Origin of the sequence: Acinetobacter sp. YH12211 (genome assembly GCF_013418015.1) — a bacterium.
Classification (GTDB): Bacteria; Pseudomonadota; Gammaproteobacteria; order Pseudomonadales; family Moraxellaceae; genus Acinetobacter; species Acinetobacter towneri.
The window spans coordinates 1-19,348 of the sequence record NZ_VPCW01000002.1; the positions used below are offsets into that span (position 1 = coordinate 1).

General features: G+C 41.6%; 21 protein-coding genes. 7 read left to right on the forward strand and 14 right to left on the reverse strand.

Going from position 1 to position 19,348, the window contains the following annotated elements; all coding sequences use genetic code 11:
* The 3 genes from FTU98_RS01010 to FTU98_RS01020 form a co-directional block, all read right to left on the reverse strand.
* Positions 1–451, reverse strand: a 451-nt coding sequence (locus FTU98_RS01010; protein ID WP_218948258.1) for a transposase, incomplete at its 3' end; no start/stop codon positions are given.
* A 74-nt stretch (positions 452–525) separates the two neighbouring features.
* Entirely contained in the window at positions 526–861 is a 336-nt protein-coding gene (tnpB, locus tag FTU98_RS01015) for an IS66 family insertion sequence element accessory protein TnpB (protein ID WP_180050146.1), read from the reverse strand.
* Positions 858–1,241 (reverse strand): transposase, encoded by a 384-nt coding sequence (locus FTU98_RS01020; protein ID WP_104851828.1) that lies wholly within the window; start codon positions 1,239–1,241, stop codon positions 858–860. Before FTU98_RS01020 ends, tnpB begins: the two co-directional genes overlap by 4 nt.
* A 52-nt stretch (positions 1,242–1,293) precedes the next feature.
* Between FTU98_RS01020 and FTU98_RS01025 the strand changes: the two genes are divergently transcribed.
* On the forward strand, positions 1,294–1,473 hold the full coding sequence (locus FTU98_RS01025) for a hypothetical protein (RefSeq protein WP_257219998.1): 180 nt from the start codon (positions 1,294–1,296) through the stop codon (positions 1,471–1,473).
* Between the two features lie 30 nt (positions 1,474–1,503).
* On the opposite strand, the gene FTU98_RS01030 is transcribed toward FTU98_RS01025, so the two are convergent.
* The 5 genes from FTU98_RS01030 to FTU98_RS01050 form a co-directional block, all read right to left on the reverse strand.
* Positions 1,504–2,124 (reverse strand): DUF2238 domain-containing protein, encoded by a 621-nt coding sequence (locus tag FTU98_RS01030; RefSeq protein ID WP_004971662.1) that lies wholly within the window; start codon positions 2,122–2,124, stop codon positions 1,504–1,506.
* A gap of 91 nt (positions 2,125–2,215) precedes the next feature.
* Positions 2,216–3,604, reverse strand: a complete 1,389-nt coding sequence (purB, locus tag FTU98_RS01035; RefSeq protein WP_019837658.1) for an adenylosuccinate lyase — start codon at positions 3,602–3,604, stop codon at positions 2,216–2,218.
* 55 nt (positions 3,605–3,659) lie between these two features.
* Entirely contained in the window at positions 3,660–4,391 is a 732-nt protein-coding gene (gene hflD / locus FTU98_RS01040; RefSeq protein WP_004971659.1) for a high frequency lysogenization protein HflD, read from the reverse strand.
* A gap of 12 nt (positions 4,392–4,403) precedes the next feature.
* Positions 4,404–5,537 (reverse strand): tRNA 2-thiouridine(34) synthase MnmA, encoded by a 1,134-nt coding sequence (gene mnmA, locus FTU98_RS01045; RefSeq protein WP_096901081.1) that lies wholly within the window; start codon positions 5,535–5,537, stop codon positions 4,404–4,406.
* Between the two features lie 4 nt (positions 5,538–5,541).
* Positions 5,542–6,027, reverse strand: a complete 486-nt coding sequence (locus tag FTU98_RS01050; RefSeq protein ID WP_004971655.1) for an NUDIX hydrolase — start codon at positions 6,025–6,027, stop codon at positions 5,542–5,544.
* 133 nt (positions 6,028–6,160) lie between these two features.
* Between FTU98_RS01050 and FTU98_RS01055 the strand changes: the two genes are divergently transcribed.
* The gene (locus FTU98_RS01055; protein WP_104851773.1) at positions 6,161–6,367 is read left to right on the forward strand and encodes a DNA-binding protein; all 207 of its coding nucleotides are present in this window, start codon (positions 6,161–6,163) and stop codon (positions 6,365–6,367) included.
* A gap of 42 nt (positions 6,368–6,409) precedes the next feature.
* On the opposite strand, the gene FTU98_RS01060 is transcribed toward FTU98_RS01055, so the two are convergent.
* The 4 genes from FTU98_RS01060 to FTU98_RS01075 all read right to left on the reverse strand — a co-directional run bounded on the left by FTU98_RS01060 (position 6,410) and on the right by FTU98_RS01075 (position 9,394).
* Positions 6,410–6,940, reverse strand: coding sequence for a gamma carbonic anhydrase family protein (locus FTU98_RS01060; protein ID WP_004971648.1), 531 nt, complete (start codon positions 6,938–6,940; stop codon positions 6,410–6,412).
* Positions 6,941–7,046: 106 nt separating this feature from the next.
* On the reverse strand, positions 7,047–8,195 hold the full coding sequence (gene dacC / locus FTU98_RS01065; protein ID WP_004971646.1) for a D-alanyl-D-alanine carboxypeptidase PBP5/6: 1,149 nt from the start codon (positions 8,193–8,195) through the stop codon (positions 7,047–7,049).
* Positions 8,196–8,312: 117 nt separating this feature from the next.
* Entirely contained in the window at positions 8,313–8,705 is a 393-nt protein-coding gene (locus FTU98_RS01070; protein ID WP_004971644.1) for an MCR_0457 family protein, read from the reverse strand.
* A gap of 317 nt (positions 8,706–9,022) precedes the next feature.
* Entirely contained in the window at positions 9,023–9,394 is a 372-nt protein-coding gene (locus FTU98_RS01075; protein WP_026438310.1) for an MCR_0457 family protein, read from the reverse strand.
* 211 nt (positions 9,395–9,605) lie between these two features.
* Here FTU98_RS01075 and surE point away from each other — a divergent pair, with 211 nt between their 5' ends.
* From surE to FTU98_RS01090, 3 genes are all read left to right on the forward strand, one after another.
* Positions 9,606–10,382, forward strand: coding sequence for a 5'/3'-nucleotidase SurE (gene surE, locus FTU98_RS01080; RefSeq protein ID WP_096901077.1), 777 nt, complete (start codon positions 9,606–9,608; stop codon positions 10,380–10,382).
* 106 nt (positions 10,383–10,488) lie between these two features.
* Positions 10,489–11,316 (forward strand): peptidoglycan DD-metalloendopeptidase family protein, encoded by an 828-nt coding sequence (locus FTU98_RS01085; protein WP_096901076.1) that lies wholly within the window; start codon positions 10,489–10,491, stop codon positions 11,314–11,316.
* Between the two features lie 95 nt (positions 11,317–11,411).
* Entirely contained in the window at positions 11,412–12,341 is a 930-nt protein-coding gene (locus FTU98_RS01090; RefSeq protein WP_131261144.1) for a LysR family transcriptional regulator, read from the forward strand.
* Positions 12,342–12,423: 82 nt separating this feature from the next.
* Here the strand turns inward: FTU98_RS01090 and FTU98_RS01095 are convergent, their stop codons facing one another.
* The gene (locus FTU98_RS01095; protein ID WP_131261143.1) at positions 12,424–13,635 is read right to left on the reverse strand and encodes an aspartate aminotransferase family protein; all 1,212 of its coding nucleotides are present in this window, start codon (positions 13,633–13,635) and stop codon (positions 12,424–12,426) included.
* A gap of 161 nt (positions 13,636–13,796) precedes the next feature.
* On the opposite strand from FTU98_RS01095, the gene grxD reads away from it, so the two are divergent.
* The gene (gene grxD, locus FTU98_RS01100) at positions 13,797–14,138 is read left to right on the forward strand and encodes a Grx4 family monothiol glutaredoxin (protein WP_019837647.1); all 342 of its coding nucleotides are present in this window, start codon (positions 13,797–13,799) and stop codon (positions 14,136–14,138) included.
* A gap of 123 nt (positions 14,139–14,261) precedes the next feature.
* Here grxD and FTU98_RS01105 read toward each other — a convergent pair whose 3' ends face one another.
* Positions 14,262–16,955, reverse strand: a complete 2,694-nt coding sequence (locus FTU98_RS01105) for a Lon protease family protein (RefSeq protein WP_167845918.1) — start codon at positions 16,953–16,955, stop codon at positions 14,262–14,264.
* Between the two features lie 194 nt (positions 16,956–17,149).
* Between FTU98_RS01105 and FTU98_RS01110 the strand changes: the two genes are divergently transcribed.
* Positions 17,150–19,348: an MFS transporter gene (locus FTU98_RS01110; RefSeq protein ID WP_179994601.1), complete on the forward strand. Its 2,199-nt coding sequence runs from the start codon at positions 17,150–17,152 to the stop codon at positions 19,346–19,348.

Sequence of the window (19,348 nt, forward strand, 5' to 3'; positions counted from 1 at the left end):
GTTCATGCTCAATACGGATGGTGTGTAGATGATCTGGCAGTGGTCGACGTTTAGGTTTATTGGTTTTGGCTTTCTGTGTCGCTGCATTGGTTTTATCTGCATTTAGCCGTTCCAGTTCTAGATCAACCGCGGCAATATCTTCTTCAACCGCTTCATCCCACAGATGGATTTGTTTTGCAGTGAGATGTTCGTTTTTACTGCCGAATTTGTGCTGTTTAAATAGTGCGAGTTCATGCTCGTATTTTTGATTGAGAATAGAAAGATGTTGAACTTTAGAATCTAATTGCTGATTGGTGACTTCAAGATGTTGAACTCTGGCATCTAATTGCTGGTTTGATTTTTCTAATTCTTGATTTGATTGTGCCAGAGACTGATGCTGCATCGCCAACTGCCTGGTGAATTCCAGCAGTTGTTCATGGGTCAGTTGGCTTAAGTCAGGCAGCGTATTCATGACCGCAGTATGCCTGAGGTCATGAGAAGAATGAAATAGAACGTTTGGAGAATAGCAGAATAGCCGAGCTTGGTTTAGAGCATTGTTACCACTTGCTGTCGTCCAATGCGCTGCCAGGGCAAACCTTGGATCAGTGCCTGTAACTGTTCCGGGCTGAGGGCCACGGTTTCACCCTGGTGAACTTTAGCCCAGTGGAATTTACCCTGTTCCAAACGCCGGGCACACAGCCAGATGCCCAGTCCATCATGTACCAACACTTTCATACGATGACCACGTTTATTACAGAACAGGTAGGCGCAATGCGGTTTGATTGAGCCAAAGGCTTTCATAATCTGCGCCATGACCGTATCCATCCCTGCTCGCATATCCAGAGGTTGGGTAGAAAGCCAGATTTCATCAATGCGGATCATGTTGCAAGTACCTTGAGTAATTCTGCTAAAGCAGATATTTTCGATACTTGCCATTTCAAGCCAATTTTTGCTTTTGAGTGGGGTAAAGTAATTTGAACTTTTAACATGTCAGTAGGAGTAGGATCTAATGGTGCAGAGCAAGATAAGGCAATAAATGCAGGTTTATTCGGTAGTGGTGAGCGATCACTCCCTGGCTTAGCATCAATTAAGCGAATCCATTTGGATACAAGATTTGTATTCAATCCATGTTGCAAAGCGACTGAAGCAATTGAAACGTCCGGTGCTTTACAAGCCTGAACGATCTGCTGTTTAAATTCAGCACTGTATGTTCTTCGTTTTTTCGCAAGAGATGCGATGGATGTCTGATTATTTGTAGTCATAAATTTAAGTCCCCACTTGTTTCTAAGTGGGGACTAAATTAAGGCTTATAGGATGAATTCAGAAGGTGTGTTCAGCGGACGCTTACACTTAACTTTAAGCAGCGTATTGTTTAAAAAATGGCTTGCCAAAACCATGTTTTGGGGTTCAGGTAAACCTGCAGTATTAACGGTGTTGATCTGGATGATTTCAGTCGCAAGTTTAGCTGGCTTCTGGTGGTGGTATTGGCAATAAATTTGGATTTAGTACGAAAGAGGCATCCTGTTAGGGTTTCTTGATCAAGTAGAAGCATCCCATCAGCATTGCTCCTATCGTTGCTAAAAGCATATCCATGTGTGCATCCCAAATATCACCTTGCTGACCATTATAATTTTCAGCATCTTCTGGCGATAAGCCAAGCGCAATGAGCCATTCCACCCATTCATAAATTAAACTGCTTGCCATGATAAATTGAATGACCAAAAGATATAAAACGATAGGTTTGTTTTTTGGAAACCAGACTTCAAACAAGCGCAATAAAACAGGATAGAGCAAAATACCATAAGCCAAATGCACAAAACGGTCATACATATTGCGTGACCAACCCATGCTCTGATCTAAATTGAAGCCAAAGCTGTGCAAAATCCAATCATTATAGGGCACATAAGAATACAGATAATGTGCTCCGACAATATGAATCAGTAAAAATATTAAATACAGCACAAAGCTAGAAAAACTCAGTCCTACTTTTTTAAACGCAATCAATAAAGCCGCGAGCATAAAAACTGTGCCTGCCTGATGCAGTAGATACGATTCAAATTCCAGTGGTTGAATACTGGCAGCAAGCATGGCGAGTATAACCAAGCCTAAAGCACAGTAATGTTGAATGCGGAATTGATTTTGCATGTGATGTTTAAGTTGGAAGATTTGTTTTATTCTAATAAAAATGCGAAGCCGAAGCTTCGCATTTTTGTATTGTGATGAATGCTTTTACAAATTAGATTTTAGCAATTAAATCTTGAATTTGTTTTGCTTGTTCAGCTGCATTACCTGTGTAAGTTGCAGGCGTCATTGTCGCTAAACGTGCGCGATCTGCTGCAGGAACGCCTTCCAACTCATTACCATTCACGAAATCTACCATCATGTCACGTGTCATAGCTTGACCACGTGTAAGAGCTTTTAATTTTTCGTATGGTTTTTCGATGTTATAACGACGCATCACAGTTTGAATTGGCTCAGCCAATACTTCTTGAGCATTGTCTAAATCTTCAAGAATACGTTGTGCGTTCAATTCAAGTTTGCCAATACCTTTAGAGCAAGCTTCAAATGCGATCAAGCTTTGTGCAAAACCAACACCCATATTACGCAATACAGTCGAGTCAGTTAAGTCACGTTGCCAGCGAGAGATTGGTAATTTTTCGCCTAAGTGAGCCAAGACTGCATTGGCGATACCCAAGTTACCTTCAGAGTTTTCAAAGTCAATTGGGTTTACTTTGTGCGGCATGGTTGAAGAACCAACTTCACCTTCTTTCAGTTTTTGCTTGAAGAAACCAAGTGAGATGTAGCCCCAAACGTCACGGTTGAAGTCGATTAGAATGGTGTTGAAACGACGTAGCGCATCAAACAATTCTGCCATATAGTCGTGTGGCTCAATTTGAGTCGTGTATGGGTTAAAGCTTAAACCTAAAGATTCTACAAATGCTTGAGAATGTGCAGGCCAGTTGATTTCTGGGTATGCAGAAAGGTGAGCGTTGTAGTTACCTACTGCACCATTGATTTTGCCCAAAAGCTCAACTTGCTTGAACTGTTTGATTTGACGTGCAAGACGATATGCCACGTTTGCCATTTCTTTACCCAAAGTTGTTGGGCTTGCAGTTTGACCGTGAGTACGTGACAACATTGGTTGATCTGCGTGTTTTTCTGCCAATGCAACAATCGAATCAATGATTTGCTGCATCGCTGCAACCAATACTTCACGACCATTTTTAAGCATTAAAGCATGTGACAAGTTGTTGATGTCTTCTGAAGTACAAGCAAAGTGAATGAACTCACCTGCATTTTTTAACTCATCAATGTTGGCAATTTTTTCTTTTAAGAAATATTCAACTGCTTTTACGTCATGGTTGGTGGTGCGTTCAATTTCTTTAATGCGGTTGGCATCATCTTCAGAGAAATCTGCAACAATTGCATCTAATGCAGCATTCGTTGCAGCACTGAAAGCAGGTACTTCGGTAATTTCAGGACGATTGGCAAGCGCTTGTAACCAACGCACTTCAACAGTCACACGAGCATGGATTAAACCAAACTCAGAGAGGAAAGGGCGGAGAGCATCACATTTGCTTGCATAGCGCCCATCTAATGGAGAAAGTGCGGTTAAAGCGTTCATATCGATTCCTTAAACTTTGGAATTAAACCTAAAACAAAAGCGTGTTCAGCATGGTTTAAACCACCTGATACTGTAAACGCGCCAGATCTTGAATATCACGTAATAATTTACGTTTGCTAAATACCATGCCCCATGAACTGCCACCAAGTTGACGCCAAAGGTGTGCCATTTGTAAGCCTGTAAAAAGCGAAGCTCGAATTCGGTTGGTATGTGCAGAATCCTTAAATGCTTCTGCATTGCCACGTACCATAATGCGCGGGTTAATTTGTCCCGCAGTATCGACATAGGTTTGGGCTAAATTGGCAATAATACTGGGATGCAAATAGTTATGATCAAAAAATGAAAGTTGTTTTAAGATTTTTTGCTGTGACTGCTCAATAATTTCGACGTATTTAGGATTGCTATACACTTTCTTTTCTAATTGTAAGAGTGCCATCGCATACGACATGGGTAGTTTGGTATTGGATAGTTTAGGTAAACGCGATTTAGGAGCAGTATTAAAAGGTTGGTTGATGCTGCTTTCTAGCGTTTTTAAACCCAAAGAAATATCGGCCAAATGATTAAAAAAATCCAAAGTTTGCGAACTGTGATTGCTACTTGGACGGATATTTAAACTGGCTTTAATTAATTGCTCAAAATAAAAGTTACCGCTTTCACCAATACTTTGTCTGCCTGTGAGTGCAGTCATGTGCGTGAGCTGGGTGGCTTGAAACACACCCGCTAACGCCAAGGCACGATTTTGGCGAACATTCAGAGTTGGTGACTGTTGAAACGGTAACTCTGTCATCCAAAACAATCCTTAAATAAAATCGGGTTTAGGTGCATTGGTATGGTGAATCACACCACCGCCTAAACACATTTCGCCTGAATAGAATACGACACTTTGACCAGGAGTGACTGCACGTTGTGGTTCATCAAATTCCACACGTACACCGCCAGGCATGCTGTCATCATTGAAAATTACACAGTCCTGATCATCTTGGCGATAGCGAGTGCGACAAGTACAACGGAAGCCTGACGCTGGAATTTCTTGTTCACCTGCCACCCAATCAATTGCTTCGCTCCATAAAATAGTGCTTTGCATGAGTGGATGTTCATGACCTTGACCAATCACTAAACGATTGTTTTCAATATCTTTATGCAGGACAAACCATGCACCTTCAGCAACACCTTTTAAGCCGCCAATACCAATCCCGCCACGCTGACCGAGCGTATAGTACATTAAGCCGTGATGTTCACCAACCTCTTTGCCATCGTCTAAAACAATTTTTCCAGCTTGAGCAGGCAAATATTGTTTTAAGAAATCATTAAAGCGACGTTCACCAATAAAGCAAATCCCTGTCGAGTCTTTTTTCTTGGCAGTGACTAAATCTAGTTCTTCGGCAATTTTTCGGACTTGCGGCTTTTCAATTTCGCCCACAGGGAACAAGGTTTTATTGATTTCACGACCATGCACTGCATGTAAGAAATAGGTTTGATCTTTATTTTTATCTAAACCACGTAACAGTGGAGCGTATGCTTCACCTTTGGAGTTGTACTGCGTTCCACCACGACGAGCGTAGTGACCTGTGGCGATAAAATCTGCACCTAAATTCATGGCGTGATCTAAAAAGGCACGGAACTTAATTTCTTTATTGCATAAAATATCTGGGTTTGGCGTGCGTCCTGCGGCATATTCGGCAAGAAAATGCTCAAAAACCCGATCCCAATATTCCATCGCAAAGTTGGCTGTATGCAACTTAATGCCTAGCTTGTCGCACACCGCTTGCGCATCGGCAAGATCTTCCATCGCGGTGCAATATTCAGTGCCGTCATCTTCTTCCCAGTTTTTCATGAAAAGCCCTTCAACTTGATAACCTTGTTGAAGTAGAAGTGCAGCAGAAACAGATGAATCTACACCACCTGACATACCGACGATGACACGTTGTTGCATAGGATTAGGCATCCAAACTAGAAATAAGGGGAGAATTTTGGTGCTCGTAAATGAGCGATAAAGGATAAGATTGACCACTGAGCGCATCTTGAACCGCTTTCAGTACCAACGGACTTCGGGCACGTGCCGATTCAGCCAGTTCATCTGCAGACATCCACACAGTACCGATAATATCGGAATCGAGCTGGGCTTGCGCATCATGTTGCAGCGATTCGGCTAGAAAGCAGAAGCGATAATAGGTGCGGTCAGGAAACATAGGCGGAGTATAGCTATAAATACCGAGTAAGGCATTAATTTTCACCCGATGCCCAGTTTCTTCCATGGTTTCACGTATTGCTGCTTCAATTAAGCTTTCGCCAGCTTCAACATGCCCTGCAGGCTGATTAAACACGCTATGCGTCACACCTTCTGTATGTTCTTCAACAAACAGGAATTTTCCGTTTTTTTCGATAACGGTGGCGACAGTAACGTGAGCAGTCCAAGCGGTCATTGAAAAGCACCATGGGGTAAAACGCATATTCTACAAAATTTAGGGGGATGTGGCTATGTTGAAAGGGGATTTCTTTAAAACTGTAAATGTAGGTTTGTGTAGTTGTGGGAAGATGTGAGGGGTACTTTGTTCTTTGATTCATTTGGTGATGCTGGATGTGATCTCATTTGCGCTAGGTGTTGTTGCCAAAGTCAAAGCTATTGCACAAATAGAAAAAGAGGCAGATATTGACCGTAAAGCTTTGTATAAAACTCTAAGTCAAGATTCAGCCTCTCGATTTGATAAGATTAATCATGTCATTCATACACTGAGTTTAAAATTAACGGTGCAGAACGTGTAATCCCTCAAATTACAACAATCAAAAAGAACTTTGAGGGGTGGATTATTGATAATTCCCCGCCACTTTTACATAGTGCCGTGCAGAATAAGGCAAAAACTCTTTTTCCTTGTCGGTTAAAGGACGAACTTTTTGCACAGGGCTACCCACGTACAAATAGCCACTTTCCAAACGCTTACGCGGTGGCACTAAAGACCCTGCGCCAATCATTACATCATCTTCAATAATGACATCATCCAAAACAATTGTGTTGATGCCCAATAACACCCGATTGCCAATGGTGCAGCCGTGTAAGGTCACACCATGTCCAACTGTGACATCTTCGCCAATAATCAGCGGTGAACCTTCAGGTTTGTCGGCTTTTTTATGGCTAACATGCAGCATGGCATGATCTTGCACATTGGAATTTTGACCAATCCGAATATGGTTAACATCACCACGAATCACGGCAAATGGCCAAACCGATACATTTGCGGCCAAATGCACATCACCAATCACCACCGACAATTCATCTACATAACAGCTTGCGTCAATTTTTGGGGTTTGCTCTAAATAAGCACGCACATTTTTTTTCATGATGGACAAATCTTTAGCTTATAAATTTAGGATTGAGGACAGTATAAAATAAAAAAGCACACATGCGGGCATGTGTGCTTTGCGCTTTAGTCTAAGCTTATGAATCTTAGAATAAGTTGCTAAAGAATTGTTTGATATGGTCTAGCATACGTGCAAAGAAACCCGCTTCTTCCACTTCCTGCAACGCCACCAATGGTTTTTCAGCAATCACTTTACCATCTAAGGTTGCGACATATTTACCAATCACTTGACCTTTTTTCAAAGGAGCAGTCAATTTAGGTTGAACCACCAATTGAGTTTTAATTTGGTTGGCTTTGCCTTTTGGCATGGTCACGTTAAAGTTTTCTGGCAAACCAATTTGTGCTTCTTTGCTTTTACCGTACCATACTTTTGCTTTAGCTAAGACTTGGTTGGCAGGCTGTACACGTACAGTTTCGTAGTTTGCATAACCCCAAGCTAACAATTCACGAGTTTGAGTTGCACGAGCTTGCATGGTTGGCGCACCAAAAATCACCGAAATTAAACGCATTGGGCCACGTTTAGATGAAGTGGTTAAGCAGTAACCCGCTTCGTTGGTATGACCTGTTTTTAAACCATCCACGCTTGGGTCGGTATATAACAGGGCATTACGGTTGCCTTGTTTAATTCCATTAAAAGAAAACTCTTTTTCAGAATAAATTGGGTAGTATTTTGAGCTGTCATGGATGATGTGCTGCGCTAAAGTCGCCATATCTTTTGCGGTAGAAAAGTGACCTTCAGCAGGCATACCCGTAGAGTTCATAAACTGGGTATTGCTCATGCCAATACGTTTGGCTTCTTCATTCATCATGTGAACGAATGTGCCTTCATTACCTGCAATGTGCTCTGCCATGGCTTTAGATGCATCGTTGCCCGATTGCACGATAATTCCGCGTAGCATTTCAAGTACGGTTGCTGTGCCATTTAAAGGAACATACATACATGATTCTGTGCTGCTGCCACGACACCATGCAGACTCATTCATGCGGACTTGTTCATCTTCCGTGAGTTCGCCTTTTAATAACTTTTGTTCAATGATGAAACTAGTCATCATTTTGGTCATTGAGGCAGGGGCGAGTTTTTCGTTTTCATTTTTTGAAGCTAAAATTTGTCCCGTCTCATAATCCATCAAAACGTATGATTTGTTATTGAGTTCTGGTGGTGTAGCTAAGACAGTTGCTGCATAAGAAAAGCTTGGTAATAGTAATAATGCAGCAAGGGCGCTTTTTGGGGTCATTCTAAGAGGTTCCAATACTTGAGGTATGCACAAAAGAGCTAGCATTTTAGGGCAAAGCTCAGCCGACTTCTATGGGAGAAATCGGCTTATTGATAAAAGTATTGTAACCAAATTGTATTATCTGCTATATGCTGTCAATTCTTGGCAAATTGCTTGGTTTTTGGCTGTTCCAGCAGCTTTGGCATCGGCACGGGCTTCTTTTAAAATTGGCTGGAAGCTTTTTTGTTTGCTGAGTTTACTTAAGGCAGTAACAGCGTCTTTTTCTTTAGGCATATATTCTTGGGCAAGTTTTGTATAACCCTGATGAAATTGATCTTGTTCTTTGACTAGTGAAGGGCAAACTTCAGATAACACATAAATAGCGGCTAATTCTTGCTGAGTCACTTGTTGTAATGGCGTCACTTCAATATTTTCTTCTTGCGCAATTGCGGCTTGACTTAAACCCAAACTGAGCGCAACTGCGCCAAAAAAATGAACTGCACGTGAATTTTTTAAGCCAGAAAATTGCATATCAAGTACCTTAAATATTGTTTGAACTGAATCTACCGATTCATTTAAGTGCTTATAAGATGAATCATTTATTTGCGAATTGAAAGAGTGAAAATGTATTAAAGCTGTGTGATCTGAGCGCAAATCATGTATAAAAAGTGAAGATTAAAGTCTGAAATTTGAAAATCAGTGGCTTGATATAAAGCGTAAAATAATAGTGGAAAAATACCAGATATAAAAACTAAGCATAAAATTTAAGGCAAACTTTGAAAGTTTGCCTTAAAGGGTGAGTATGCAAAATTATTTACAGGCTCAAAATAGTATTTAAATCATGTGATTTAAAGTGCTAATTCTAAAGCTTCCTGACACACTACTTTTTGCTCTTCTTTGGCTGTATCTTTTGCTGCTTCACGCGCTTCAGCTAAAACGGATTGATATTCTGCGTCGGCTTGTAGTTTGGCAAGCGTCATGTTCGATTCTGAATAATCTTGTAGATAAGTTTGAATCAGTGCTTGAATATTGGCATCTAATTTTGCATTTTTTCCAATCAGTGCAGGGCACATTTCAGTCATGACTTGTGCCGCTGCAACATCTTCTTTCACAATCGTATTGGCTTCTGCTGCAGTCAAATCTTCTGCAATTACAGACTGCGTTAATACAGCAGCAAAACCTAGACCCAATAAACGACGAAATGACAAAGCTAAAATCATGAGAATCACATATATTTTTGGATGGATGTTAAGCGCTAAATATATATAATCTTTTGTATATTTCAATGAAATGTGCTGATCAGTCATTTTGTTGTCGTGTGCTTATTAAATGTGCTTAGGCATGAATCAGGCACAAACAAGTTTAAGATTGAACCGACGTTGCTATATTTTAGTATATAACCTTTATATTTGTTTTATCTGAGATTTTTCTGTGAATATTTTGATAGCCAATGATGATGGCGTGTTTGCACCTGGTATCCAAGCTTTGGCGAAAGCCTTAAAACCTTTGGGTCGCGTGGTGATTGTTGCACCCGAAAGTGAACGCAGTGGTTTTTCGAGTGCGCTGACTTTAGACCGACCATTACGTCCTGTGCAAATTGCTGAAGATGTCTGGGCAGTGAATGGTACACCTGCAGACTGTGTCTATTTGTCGATGAATGGATTGTTCGATTTCGAATTTGATTTGGTGGTCAGCGGCATTAACAGCGGTGCAAATCTAGGGGATGATGTACTGTACTCAGGCACAGTCGGTGCGGCATTTGAAGGACGTTTGATGAAACAGCCTGCGATTGCGGTATCACTTGCAGGGCATAATGTACGTGCTTATCAGCATCCGCAAGATTATATGCAGGCAGCGCAGTGGGTACATGACTTTATTGCTCAAGGTTTACCAAGTTTACCTGCACGACATATTTTTAATGTGAATATTCCAGATGTGCCAGTGTTGCAGGGCACAAAAATTACCTATCAAGGACAGCGTACCCAATCTAAGCCAATTACTAGTCAGGTCGATCCACGAGGGCGTCAAGTGTATTGGATTGGTTTGTCGGGCGAGGCAGTGGCTGCACCGAAAAAAGGCTTAACTGAAATTGAGTCTGATTTTTTTGCGGTAGCAAATGGCTATGTCAGCGTGACACCAATTCAGATGGATGCCACCAATTATGACGTTTTGCAATCATTGCACAGTCAATTTTCCCAAATTGGCTAACTAATGTTATAACTTTGTGAAAAAGTAGCTTGTAAGCCTCATTACAAGGACTTTTTTGCTACTCTTAGCGCAATAGAAAATATTTAGAATTTGTAGAGAGGAAAGAATGCCTGTGGTGTTTCAGTATCGTTTATTTAGCACACCAACAGCATTGTTGAAAACCTTAGTGTTATCAAGTGCTGTTGTGGCTACCGTCGTGTTGAGTGGTTGTGCCTCTAAACCTCAAGTGAATAATTCTGCGCGTTATGCAACAGCGCCGAATTTTTATACTGTGCGTTCGGGTGATACTTTAAGTGGTATCGCTGCACGTTATGGTTTGAGCTATCTCAGCATTGCAGAAATGAATGATATTGCACCGCCGTATCGTATTTATGTCGGGCAGTCGATTCGTTTGAAAGCGGGCAATGCACCACGTACAACAAGCACTCGCCCTGTAACACAGGCTGCACCAATTCAACGTCAAACAGTCACATTACCAACGACACCTGTGACACCTGCACCGGTAACATCGACTACAACCACGACCACTAGCTCAACCACACCAAGTACACCTGTGCGTAGCAGCACATTGCGCTGGGTGAAACCATCACAAGGTGCTGTGATTGCACAGTTTAATTTGGCAAGTAATATCAAAGGAATTCGTTACGGTGGCAATGTGGGCGATCCAATTTATGCCGCAGCAGATGGGCAGGTGGTTTATGCTGCAGATGGATTAAAAGAATATGGGAACTTGATTTTAATCAAGCACATTGATGGTTATATCACCGCCTATGCACATAACAGTAAGATGAATGTGAGCAGTGGTCAAAATGTCACAGCGGGTCAAAAGATTGCTGAAATGGGTTCTTCTGGTGCAACACGTACCATGTTGGAGTTTCAGGTACGTCTAGATGGCAAGCCAATCAATCCAACTAATGTTTTACCAATAAATTAAATATCACGAATACAAAGCATAAATTTCACCGTATAATACAATAAGTTGCTTTTATCGATAGATGAGGGCAACGATTATAATTTCAGAGGGAATTTATGTTAGATCAACTTCGAGCAATGGGTGTATTTGCTTGTGTTGTTGAAAAAAGCTCGTTTAGCGGTGCAGCACGTGATTTAGGGATCACCACCAGCGCCGTCAGTCAGCAAATCCGTTCACTAGAACAAGATATGGAAGTCACGCTTCTGCATCGTTCTACTAGAAAACTGAGTTTGACTGAAGCAGGACAAGCTTTTTTCCACAGTTGTCAAGAAATGCTCGCCGCTGCTGAGCGTGGTAAAATACGCATTAATGAGTTAAGAGATGATTTGGTCGGTGATTTAAGAATTGCCACCACTCCAGAATTAGCCGCGAACCATGTGATTCCCGCACTTTCTCATTGGCTGTCTGCCCATCGTGGCTTGTCTGTACATCTAGAAACCGACAATCAATACATTGACCTGATTGATGGTCGTATTGATATTGCGCTGCGTATGAGTCCAATAATTGAAGATCAAAACCAGCATGTGATTCCTATTGCACTTATTGACCAAGTTTTAGTCGCATCACCTAGTTATTTAAATCAAACCGCGCCCATTTCACGTCCTGAAGATTTAAAACATCACGAGTTAATTCCATTAACCATTATGAAGAATTTTCAGCAACTCAATTTTAAGCATATCAGCACTGCTGAAAATGTGGATGTAGAGTTGGGCTCGCGTCTATCGACCAATAATGTGTTGGTGTCTAAATCTTTGTGTATGCAAGGGCATGGGCTTGCGCGAATTTTGCATTTGGATATTCAAAAAGATTTGCTTAATGGCAGTTTGGTTGAAATTTTGCCTGAGTGGAAATTACCCGCATTTACCTTGTATGCAATCATTTCCAAACATGAGCAACAACCGATGAAAGTACATCGTTGTTTGGAAGCCTTAAAACAATATTTTTCTCAATTGCCGGGTGGGCGAGTGTTTCAAGAAGCATCTTAATTGAATGTTGATAATATACTGATCGACCATTTAGTTAGCAAAAAGCCGCAGTTCAAACTGCGGCTTTTTGTTAGGGATTTATTTAAGCCAAGAATTTTTTAATCATTGCTACAAGGCGTTCAATCAATTGATCTGCCTGGGCTTGAGTAATATTTAATGTTGGCAATAAACGCACTACAGAACCTGCAGTTACGTTAATAATCATTTTGTATTCATCGCGGGCAATATCGACCAACTCTGCACATGGTTTTGGTAATTCAATACCAATCATCAAGCCAAAACCACGCACGCTTACATTTTGGTCTGCGAGTTGTTGACGCAATTGTTCCACAATGTAGCCACCCATTTTTGCTGCATTTTCTACCAAGTTTTCTTTCTGGATGGTGTCAATAACAGTGTAAACCACGCGTGAACCTAACGCAGTACCACTGTAGGTTGAGCCATGATTACCAGCAGTAAGAACGCCCACACCACGACCTTGAGTCATGACTGCACCAATTGGGAAGCCATTGCCCAAACCTTTCGCTGTAGTCAATACATCAGGCACAATATTGGTGTGCTGATAAGCAAAGAATTTACCTGTACGACCATTTCCTGTTTGTACTTCATCCAGCATCATCAGCCAGTTGTGTTGATTACAAATACGGCGGATGTCTTCTAGGTAGCTAAAGCCTTGTGGTGCAGTATTCACACCGCCTTCACCCTGAATCGGCTCGACTAAAATAGCCACAATATCAGGATGCTGAATCGCAGCTTCTTCAATGGCTTCGACATCACCAAAAGGCACACGAATAAAGCCTTCAACCAAAGGTGCAAAACCTTCCTGAACTTTTTTATTGCCAGTTGCAGACAGGGTAGCCAAAGTACGACCGTGGAAAGAGTGATCTGCAACAATAATTTTAGGATTGGCTACGCCTTGCATATGACCGAATTTACGTGCAATTTTAATTGCACCTTCGTTAGACTCTGCGCCACTGTTTGAAAAAAACACTTCTTCCATGCCAGCAACTTGCGCCAATTTTTGTGCAGCAGCAGTCTGCCACGGCACTTCAAACAAGTTACTGGTGTGAATTAAGGTAGCCGCCTGATCTGCAATGGCTTCGGTAATTGCAGGGTGTGCGTGACCTAAACCACATACGGCAATGCCTGTAAGTGCATCTAAATATTCTGTGCCATCTTCAGTATAAAGATAAGAACCTCGACCGCGGACAAAGCTGATCGGCTGACGGCCAAATACAGGCATCAAATGTGATGGTTGATCAGTTTGCACAGGAGCAAGGGTAATGTTATTCATGACTAACTCTTATCTGTTAGGTTGGAGGGAAAAACTTATATAAGCAAAATCTACTGCAGATGAAAAGCCTAATTGTAAATAAAATTGGATTTATTGCTTTAGACGTACTGTTTTGCTCGGTTTTGGGTATAATGCCACACAGATGAGTTGAGGATTTACCAATGACTGAACAAGTACGCGATACCGAAGCGTTAATTCGTGAACAAATTGCTAAACATGCTGTTCTTCTTTACATGAAAGGCACACCACAATTTCCACAATGCGGTTTTTCTGCGCGCGCAGTAGAAGCACTCAGTCAAATTGGTCGTCCTTTTGCTTATGTGAATATTTTAGAAAATCAGGATATTCGTACCACTTTGCCAAAAATTGCCAACTGGCCAACTTTCCCACAATTGTGGATTAACGGTGAGTTGATTGGTGGTAGCGATATTATGTTGGATATGTTCCAGAAAGGTGAGTTAAAGCCTTTAGTTGAGCAATACAGCCCAGCACCTGAAGCTTAAAGTATTGGACTTGGGTCACACTAGACCAAAGTCATCCATACAAAAAAGTTGATATAAAAAAAGCGCCTTGGCGCTTTTTTTATATCTGGAATTCACTTGAATAGCTGATTTGAATCACTGCACTTAGTTTACCGCAGTACTTTCAGTTGCAAGTTCAGCAGTTTCAGCCGACTCAGCAGTGACTTCATCAGAAGTTGCCGCATCAGATGGTTCAGCCGATTTCTGTTTTTTCTTGGCTTTTTGCGCTTTTTCCTTTTTCTCTGGGTCTTTTTTGTCCTTTTCTTTCTTGGACTTTTTCTTTTTCTTTGGCTCTTCTTCAATTTCAGCACCATCTTCAATGGCTTGCCAATACTCAAGTTGTTCCATCACTGCAGCGTAAATTGAACCTTTACTGTAACGTCCTTTTTTAGTGAGTTTACCCACAGGACGCGCCATTAAAATTTCTAAGGCTTGGTCAATGGTATCAATGGCGTGAATGTGGAACTGACCTTGTTCTACCGCTTCAATCACATCTTTACGCAACATAAGGTGCTGCATATTTTGACGTGGAATAATCACGCCTTGCTTGCCAGTTAAACCTTGCAGTTTGCAGGCATCAAAGAAACCTTCAATTTTTGCATTCACGCCACCAATTGGCTGTACTTGACCAAGTTGGTTCATGGAGCCTGTAATGGCCCAAGATTGGTCAATAGGTAGTTGGCTGATTGCAGAAATCAAAGCAGAAAGCTCTGCCACTGTTGCACTGTCACCATCAACCTGACCATAACTTTGCTCAAAGGCAAGGGCAGCAGAAAAATGTAAAATTTGCTCACGGCCAAAATGTGCTTTGAGGAAACTGGCCATCAACAACACGCCTTTGGCATGTAAAGAACCGCCAAGTTCAACACTGCGTTCAATATCTAAAATATCGCCGCCGCCTTGATAGACTGAGGCGGTTAAGCGCGAAGGTAAGCCAAACTCGACATCGGCATAGTGAATGACCGACAGGGCATTAATTTGCCCTAAACGATGTCCGCGAGTTTCTATTAACTGCGTACCGCGTGATAAATCTTGCCAGTACAGTTCTCTTAAATAGCCTAAGCGATATTTGCGATGATCCAGTGCGGTATTGATATGCTGTTCGGAAACCGTTTTATCGCCCGCCTGTGCCGCATGGTGATGCGATTCACGAATTAAATCCCCCAAGGTGAGGGCATGTAAGGAGAGTGAGCTTTGATCTTCAGCTTGACGACTTGAGTCAGTAAGTAAAGCTGCCAAAGCAGAACGGTCAAATGGTAATAATTTGTCAGATTGCACATAGTCGGCAATCAGCTGCATATATGCCTGCTCGTTTTCGTCATTACGTTGTAATGTATCGGTAAAGTCGGCACGGATTTTAAACACGCTGCCAAGTTCGGGTTCTAGCTCTAAAATTTCATAATAAATTTCAGGCTCTGCCAGTAAAATCACTTTAATATTTAGTGGAATGGCTTGTGGTTCAATTGAAATGCTGCCTGTTAAAGTTAGCATGTGTTCCAAAGATGAAAGTTTCAATTGCCCCGATTTTAAAGCGCGTTTCAGTCCTTGCCATGCATAAGGCTGTTCCAGTAACTGCTCTGCTTCGAGCATCAAAAAGCCGCCATTGGCTTTATGTAAGCTACCTGCACGAATTAAGGTGAAGTCAGTGGTAATGGTGCCGTTTTGCGTGAGTTGTTCTACATGCCCCAATAAATTGTAATGGGTTGGAAAATCTTCAAAAATAACAGGTACACCGCTGTTGGGTTTGTGCGTCACAATAATATTGGCTTGGTAGCGCGCAGGAATACGGCTAAAGGTGCCAGGACGGAAATCATCTTCTTCCTGTTCTAAAACAAACTCGACATTATTAATAATATCTTCGGCATAGTATTGTAAATATTCAGTCAAACCTTCGACACTAGGATATTTATTTTGAATAATATCAATGCGTGGCATTACCACTTGTTTGGCAATATCACGGTTCAGGTCTTGTACTTTGTCACGTGCGTCATCTTCTAAATCGCCTAAATGCAAACCCAAACGCTCCAGTTTTTTATTCATATAACGAATATTGGACGCAATTTCTGCACGGGTTTTGCTGTCCAAGGCGTTAATATCTTCCTTAGACATTTCCTGCATTTTGTCATTTTTCAGATGCACGGGTACAAAGCAATGTTCATCTTCCTGCGCAATCAGTTTTAAATCGAGTTCTTCACCTTCACTGGTCAGCTCAATTAAGGCTTGTTGCTGTTCATCACCCGCTTGCTGACGAATCATTTCAATGCGGTTGTGATAGGTTTCTGCGGTAAAGCGACGTTCGAGTTGCTTTAAAATAGTTTGCCAAGTTTGATGTAACAAACTTTGAAATTTAGGCGCTTGACCTGCAGGCAGTTGCAAGGCAATCGGTTGGCGCGGGTGTTTGAAATTATTGACATAAACCCAGTCATTCGGTGTGGGCATGCTCTTGGCATGTTGCTGCAGCAAACGCTTGACCATGGTACGTTTGCCCAATCCCGCCGTACCCACTGCAAAAATATTGTAGCCAGAATATGGCAGGGAAATACCTGCTTCCACCGAAGCGCGTGCCCGATCTTGTCCTAAAAAATTATTCAGCGGTTTAATGCGTCGGGTCGAAGCGGGAATGTTATCGTAATTTGGAATATGGGTTAGTTGTGTTGCTTTGAGTCGTGTATTTTCTAAAGTCGTTTGTATTTCGCTTTGTTCAAAGGCAGAGCTGAGAAGCGGTTGTTGTTCATCTTGCGCTGCTGTTGTTGTGTTGGTTGTCATTGATGGGGTGATTTGATCAAGTCTTTGGGTCACTGTAGAAATCCAAAACGAAATATTGCAGTTAGAAGTTTAAAGGTATACAGGTTTAAGCGGAAAATTCAAGCTAAGCCGTAATTTTTACTACAAAATGACAAGGCTGTTGTGGATAATTTCATAAATACTGTTGAAACAGAAGCTATTCCGCGATTGAATAACAACAATTTGACTTGATAGAAAATAATAATCGAATGACCACACAACAGACTGGGCAAACTTCAGCACAAAATACAGGGTGGAAAGCTGCATTTACGGCATTTTTAGACCGTCGTGCGCTGATTATGCTGTTTTTGGGCTTCTCTGCAGGTATTCCAATTTTACTGATTTTTTCCAGTCTATCTTTGTGGTTGGGCGAAGCAGGCATTGACAAAAGTGCGGTCACTTTCTTTAGTTGGGCTGCCTTGGGTTATTCCTTTAAATTTGTCTGGGCACCATTAATTGATGAATTACCCGTACCCTATTTAACCAAAAAACTAGGGCGACGTCGGGCATGGCTGCTCATCGCCCAATGTTTAATTGTTTGTGCAATTGCGGTGATGGCATTTTCTGACCCAGCTTTGGGACAGGCGCATTTATATCAAATGGCATTGGGTGCAGTATTACTGGGCTTTTCTGCAGCCACGCAAGACATTGTGATTGATGCTTACCGTATCGAACTGGCTGAAACTCAAATGCAAACCGTGTTGGCATCGACTTATAACGCGGGCTATCGCATTGGGATGATTGTTGCAGGGGCAGGTGCTTTATTTTTGGCTGCATCTTTAGGTACTGCTAAAGGCAACTATATTTATAGTGCATGGAAAATTACTTATTTGGCGATGGCTGCGGTGATGCTGATTGGCATTATCACGACTTTGGTGATTCGTGAACCGCAAGTGAATCGGGTCAGCAAACATTATCAACGACGCGACTATTTTCGTCTGGTGACAGTATTTTTTGTTGCGGTATTCAGTTTTGTATTGTGCTACGTCTTTTCGGGTAATTTTACCGAAGCCTTAAAACAACAACTCCAACTCAAAGATGCATTTTTATTATTTTCTATAGAAGCTTTACGTTTTATTGCATCGGGTGCGGCTGCTGTAGGCATGGGCACAATTTTGGTCAAATTGGGCGCAGTCAATAAACAGATGGCATTTGAAACATGGGTGCATCCTGTTGCAGATTTCTTTAAACGCTACGGCATGAAACTGGCACTGGTGTTATTACTCTTGATTGGTTTTTATCGAGTTTCAGACATTATTGCAGGTGTAATTTCCAATGTGTTCTATCAGGATTTGAACTTTAGCAAAGAACAAATTGCCGAAGCGGTTAAGGTTTATGGGGTCATTTTCAGTTTAGTGGGTGGCTTCTTGGGCGGTTTACTGGCACAGCGTATGAACATTATGAAATTAATGTTTGTTGGCGCGGTGTTGGCATCATCCACCAATCTTATTTTTATTGGTCTGGTGAAGTCAGGACAGCAACTGAGCGATGTGCAAGTTTCTGTGGGGCAGCAACAATATCAAACCCAGGCCGATGAAGTTGGATATTGGAAAGTGGCTGTGCCTAGTCAGGTTTTAGCAACACAGGATGAAATTCAGGTACGTGCGCAATACCAAACGGGCGATACGCCGTCACGTTTAGTGTCGATGCCGTATTTGCACCAAACTGAGATTGAAACTGCACAACTCCAGTTTTTACCACTGACTTCGGATAATCGTATTAGCGAAAATGAAGCCAGCAACAGTATTGTCGTACGTGGGCAATATGCAGGGCCTGCCTTAACCGAACAGCAAAAAATTGTACTGCAGCTAGATGGTCAAAATTTTGATGCAAAACTAGATGCACAAGGAATTTTTACGGCAGCGATTGCAGGGCAGCTTTTGGCAGACTCACCAAGTAAACAACTGCAAGCTGTATTATTAAATGGACAGCAAACTGTACAACAACACAGCCAAACCTATCAGGTCGATTTAAACACACATGAAGGCAATGCTTTGGATGTAGATATACAACCTTTGCCGATCGTTCAATCATCTTCAAACAATATGGTTGAAATTCAGGGCAAGGTGATTAAGCCATATAGCACAGCATGGTTATATTTTGCGATTATTGTCGATAACTTGGCTTCAGGTTTAGCGGGCGCGGCTTTTATCGCATTTTTATCCAGTTTAACCAGTGTGTCATTTACTGCTGTGCAATATGCAATTTTTAGCTCACTCATGACCTTGACTCCTAAGATTTTAGGTGGTTATTCAGGTACTATAGTGACCAATATTGGTTATCCAAACTTTTTCCTCATGACCACATTAATTGGAATCCCTATTTTAATTTTAGTGGTGTGGGTGGCGAAATTGTTACGTGACCATCAACACATACAAGCAAAACCGATTGAACAAAAGGATGAATGA

Coding starts and splice junctions, on each gene's coding strand:
- tnpB (WP_180050146.1), bottom strand. CDS start 861: ATGATCCGCATTGATGAAATCTGGCTTTCTACCCAACCTCTGGATATG.
- FTU98_RS01020 (WP_104851828.1), bottom strand. CDS start 1,241: ATGACTACAAATAATCAGACATCCATCGCATCTCTTGCGAAAAAACGA.
- FTU98_RS01025 (WP_257219998.1), top strand. CDS start 1,294: ATGAATTCAGAAGGTGTGTTCAGCGGACGCTTACACTTAACTTTAAGC.
- FTU98_RS01030 (WP_004971662.1), bottom strand. CDS start 2,124: ATGCAAAATCAATTCCGCATTCAACATTACTGTGCTTTAGGCTTGGTT.
- purB (WP_019837658.1), bottom strand. CDS start 3,604: ATGAACGCTTTAACCGCACTTTCTCCATTAGATGGGCGCTATGCAAGC.
- hflD (WP_004971659.1), bottom strand. CDS start 4,391: ATGACAGAGTTACCGTTTCAACAGTCACCAACTCTGAATGTTCGCCAA.
- mnmA (WP_096901081.1), bottom strand. CDS start 5,537: ATGCAACAACGTGTCATCGTCGGTATGTCAGGTGGTGTAGATTCATCT.
- FTU98_RS01050 (WP_004971655.1), bottom strand. CDS start 6,027: ATGACCGCTTGGACTGCTCACGTTACTGTCGCCACCGTTATCGAAAAA.
- FTU98_RS01060 (WP_004971648.1), bottom strand. CDS start 6,940: ATGAAAAAAAATGTGCGTGCTTATTTAGAGCAAACCCCAAAAATTGAC.
- dacC (WP_004971646.1), bottom strand. CDS start 8,195: ATGACCCCAAAAAGCGCCCTTGCTGCATTATTACTATTACCAAGCTTT.
- FTU98_RS01070 (WP_004971644.1), bottom strand. CDS start 8,705: ATGCAATTTTCTGGCTTAAAAAATTCACGTGCAGTTCATTTTTTTGGC.
- FTU98_RS01075 (WP_026438310.1), bottom strand. CDS start 9,394: ATGATTTTAGCTTTGTCATTTCGTCGTTTATTGGGTCTAGGTTTTGCT.
- FTU98_RS01085 (WP_096901076.1), top strand. CDS start 10,489: ATGCCTGTGGTGTTTCAGTATCGTTTATTTAGCACACCAACAGCATTG.
- FTU98_RS01090 (WP_131261144.1), top strand. CDS start 11,412: ATGTTAGATCAACTTCGAGCAATGGGTGTATTTGCTTGTGTTGTTGAA.
- FTU98_RS01095 (WP_131261143.1), bottom strand. CDS start 13,635: ATGAATAACATTACCCTTGCTCCTGTGCAAACTGATCAACCATCACAT.
- grxD (WP_019837647.1), top strand. CDS start 13,797: ATGACTGAACAAGTACGCGATACCGAAGCGTTAATTCGTGAACAAATT.
- FTU98_RS01110 (WP_179994601.1), top strand. CDS start 17,150: ATGACCACACAACAGACTGGGCAAACTTCAGCACAAAATACAGGGTGG.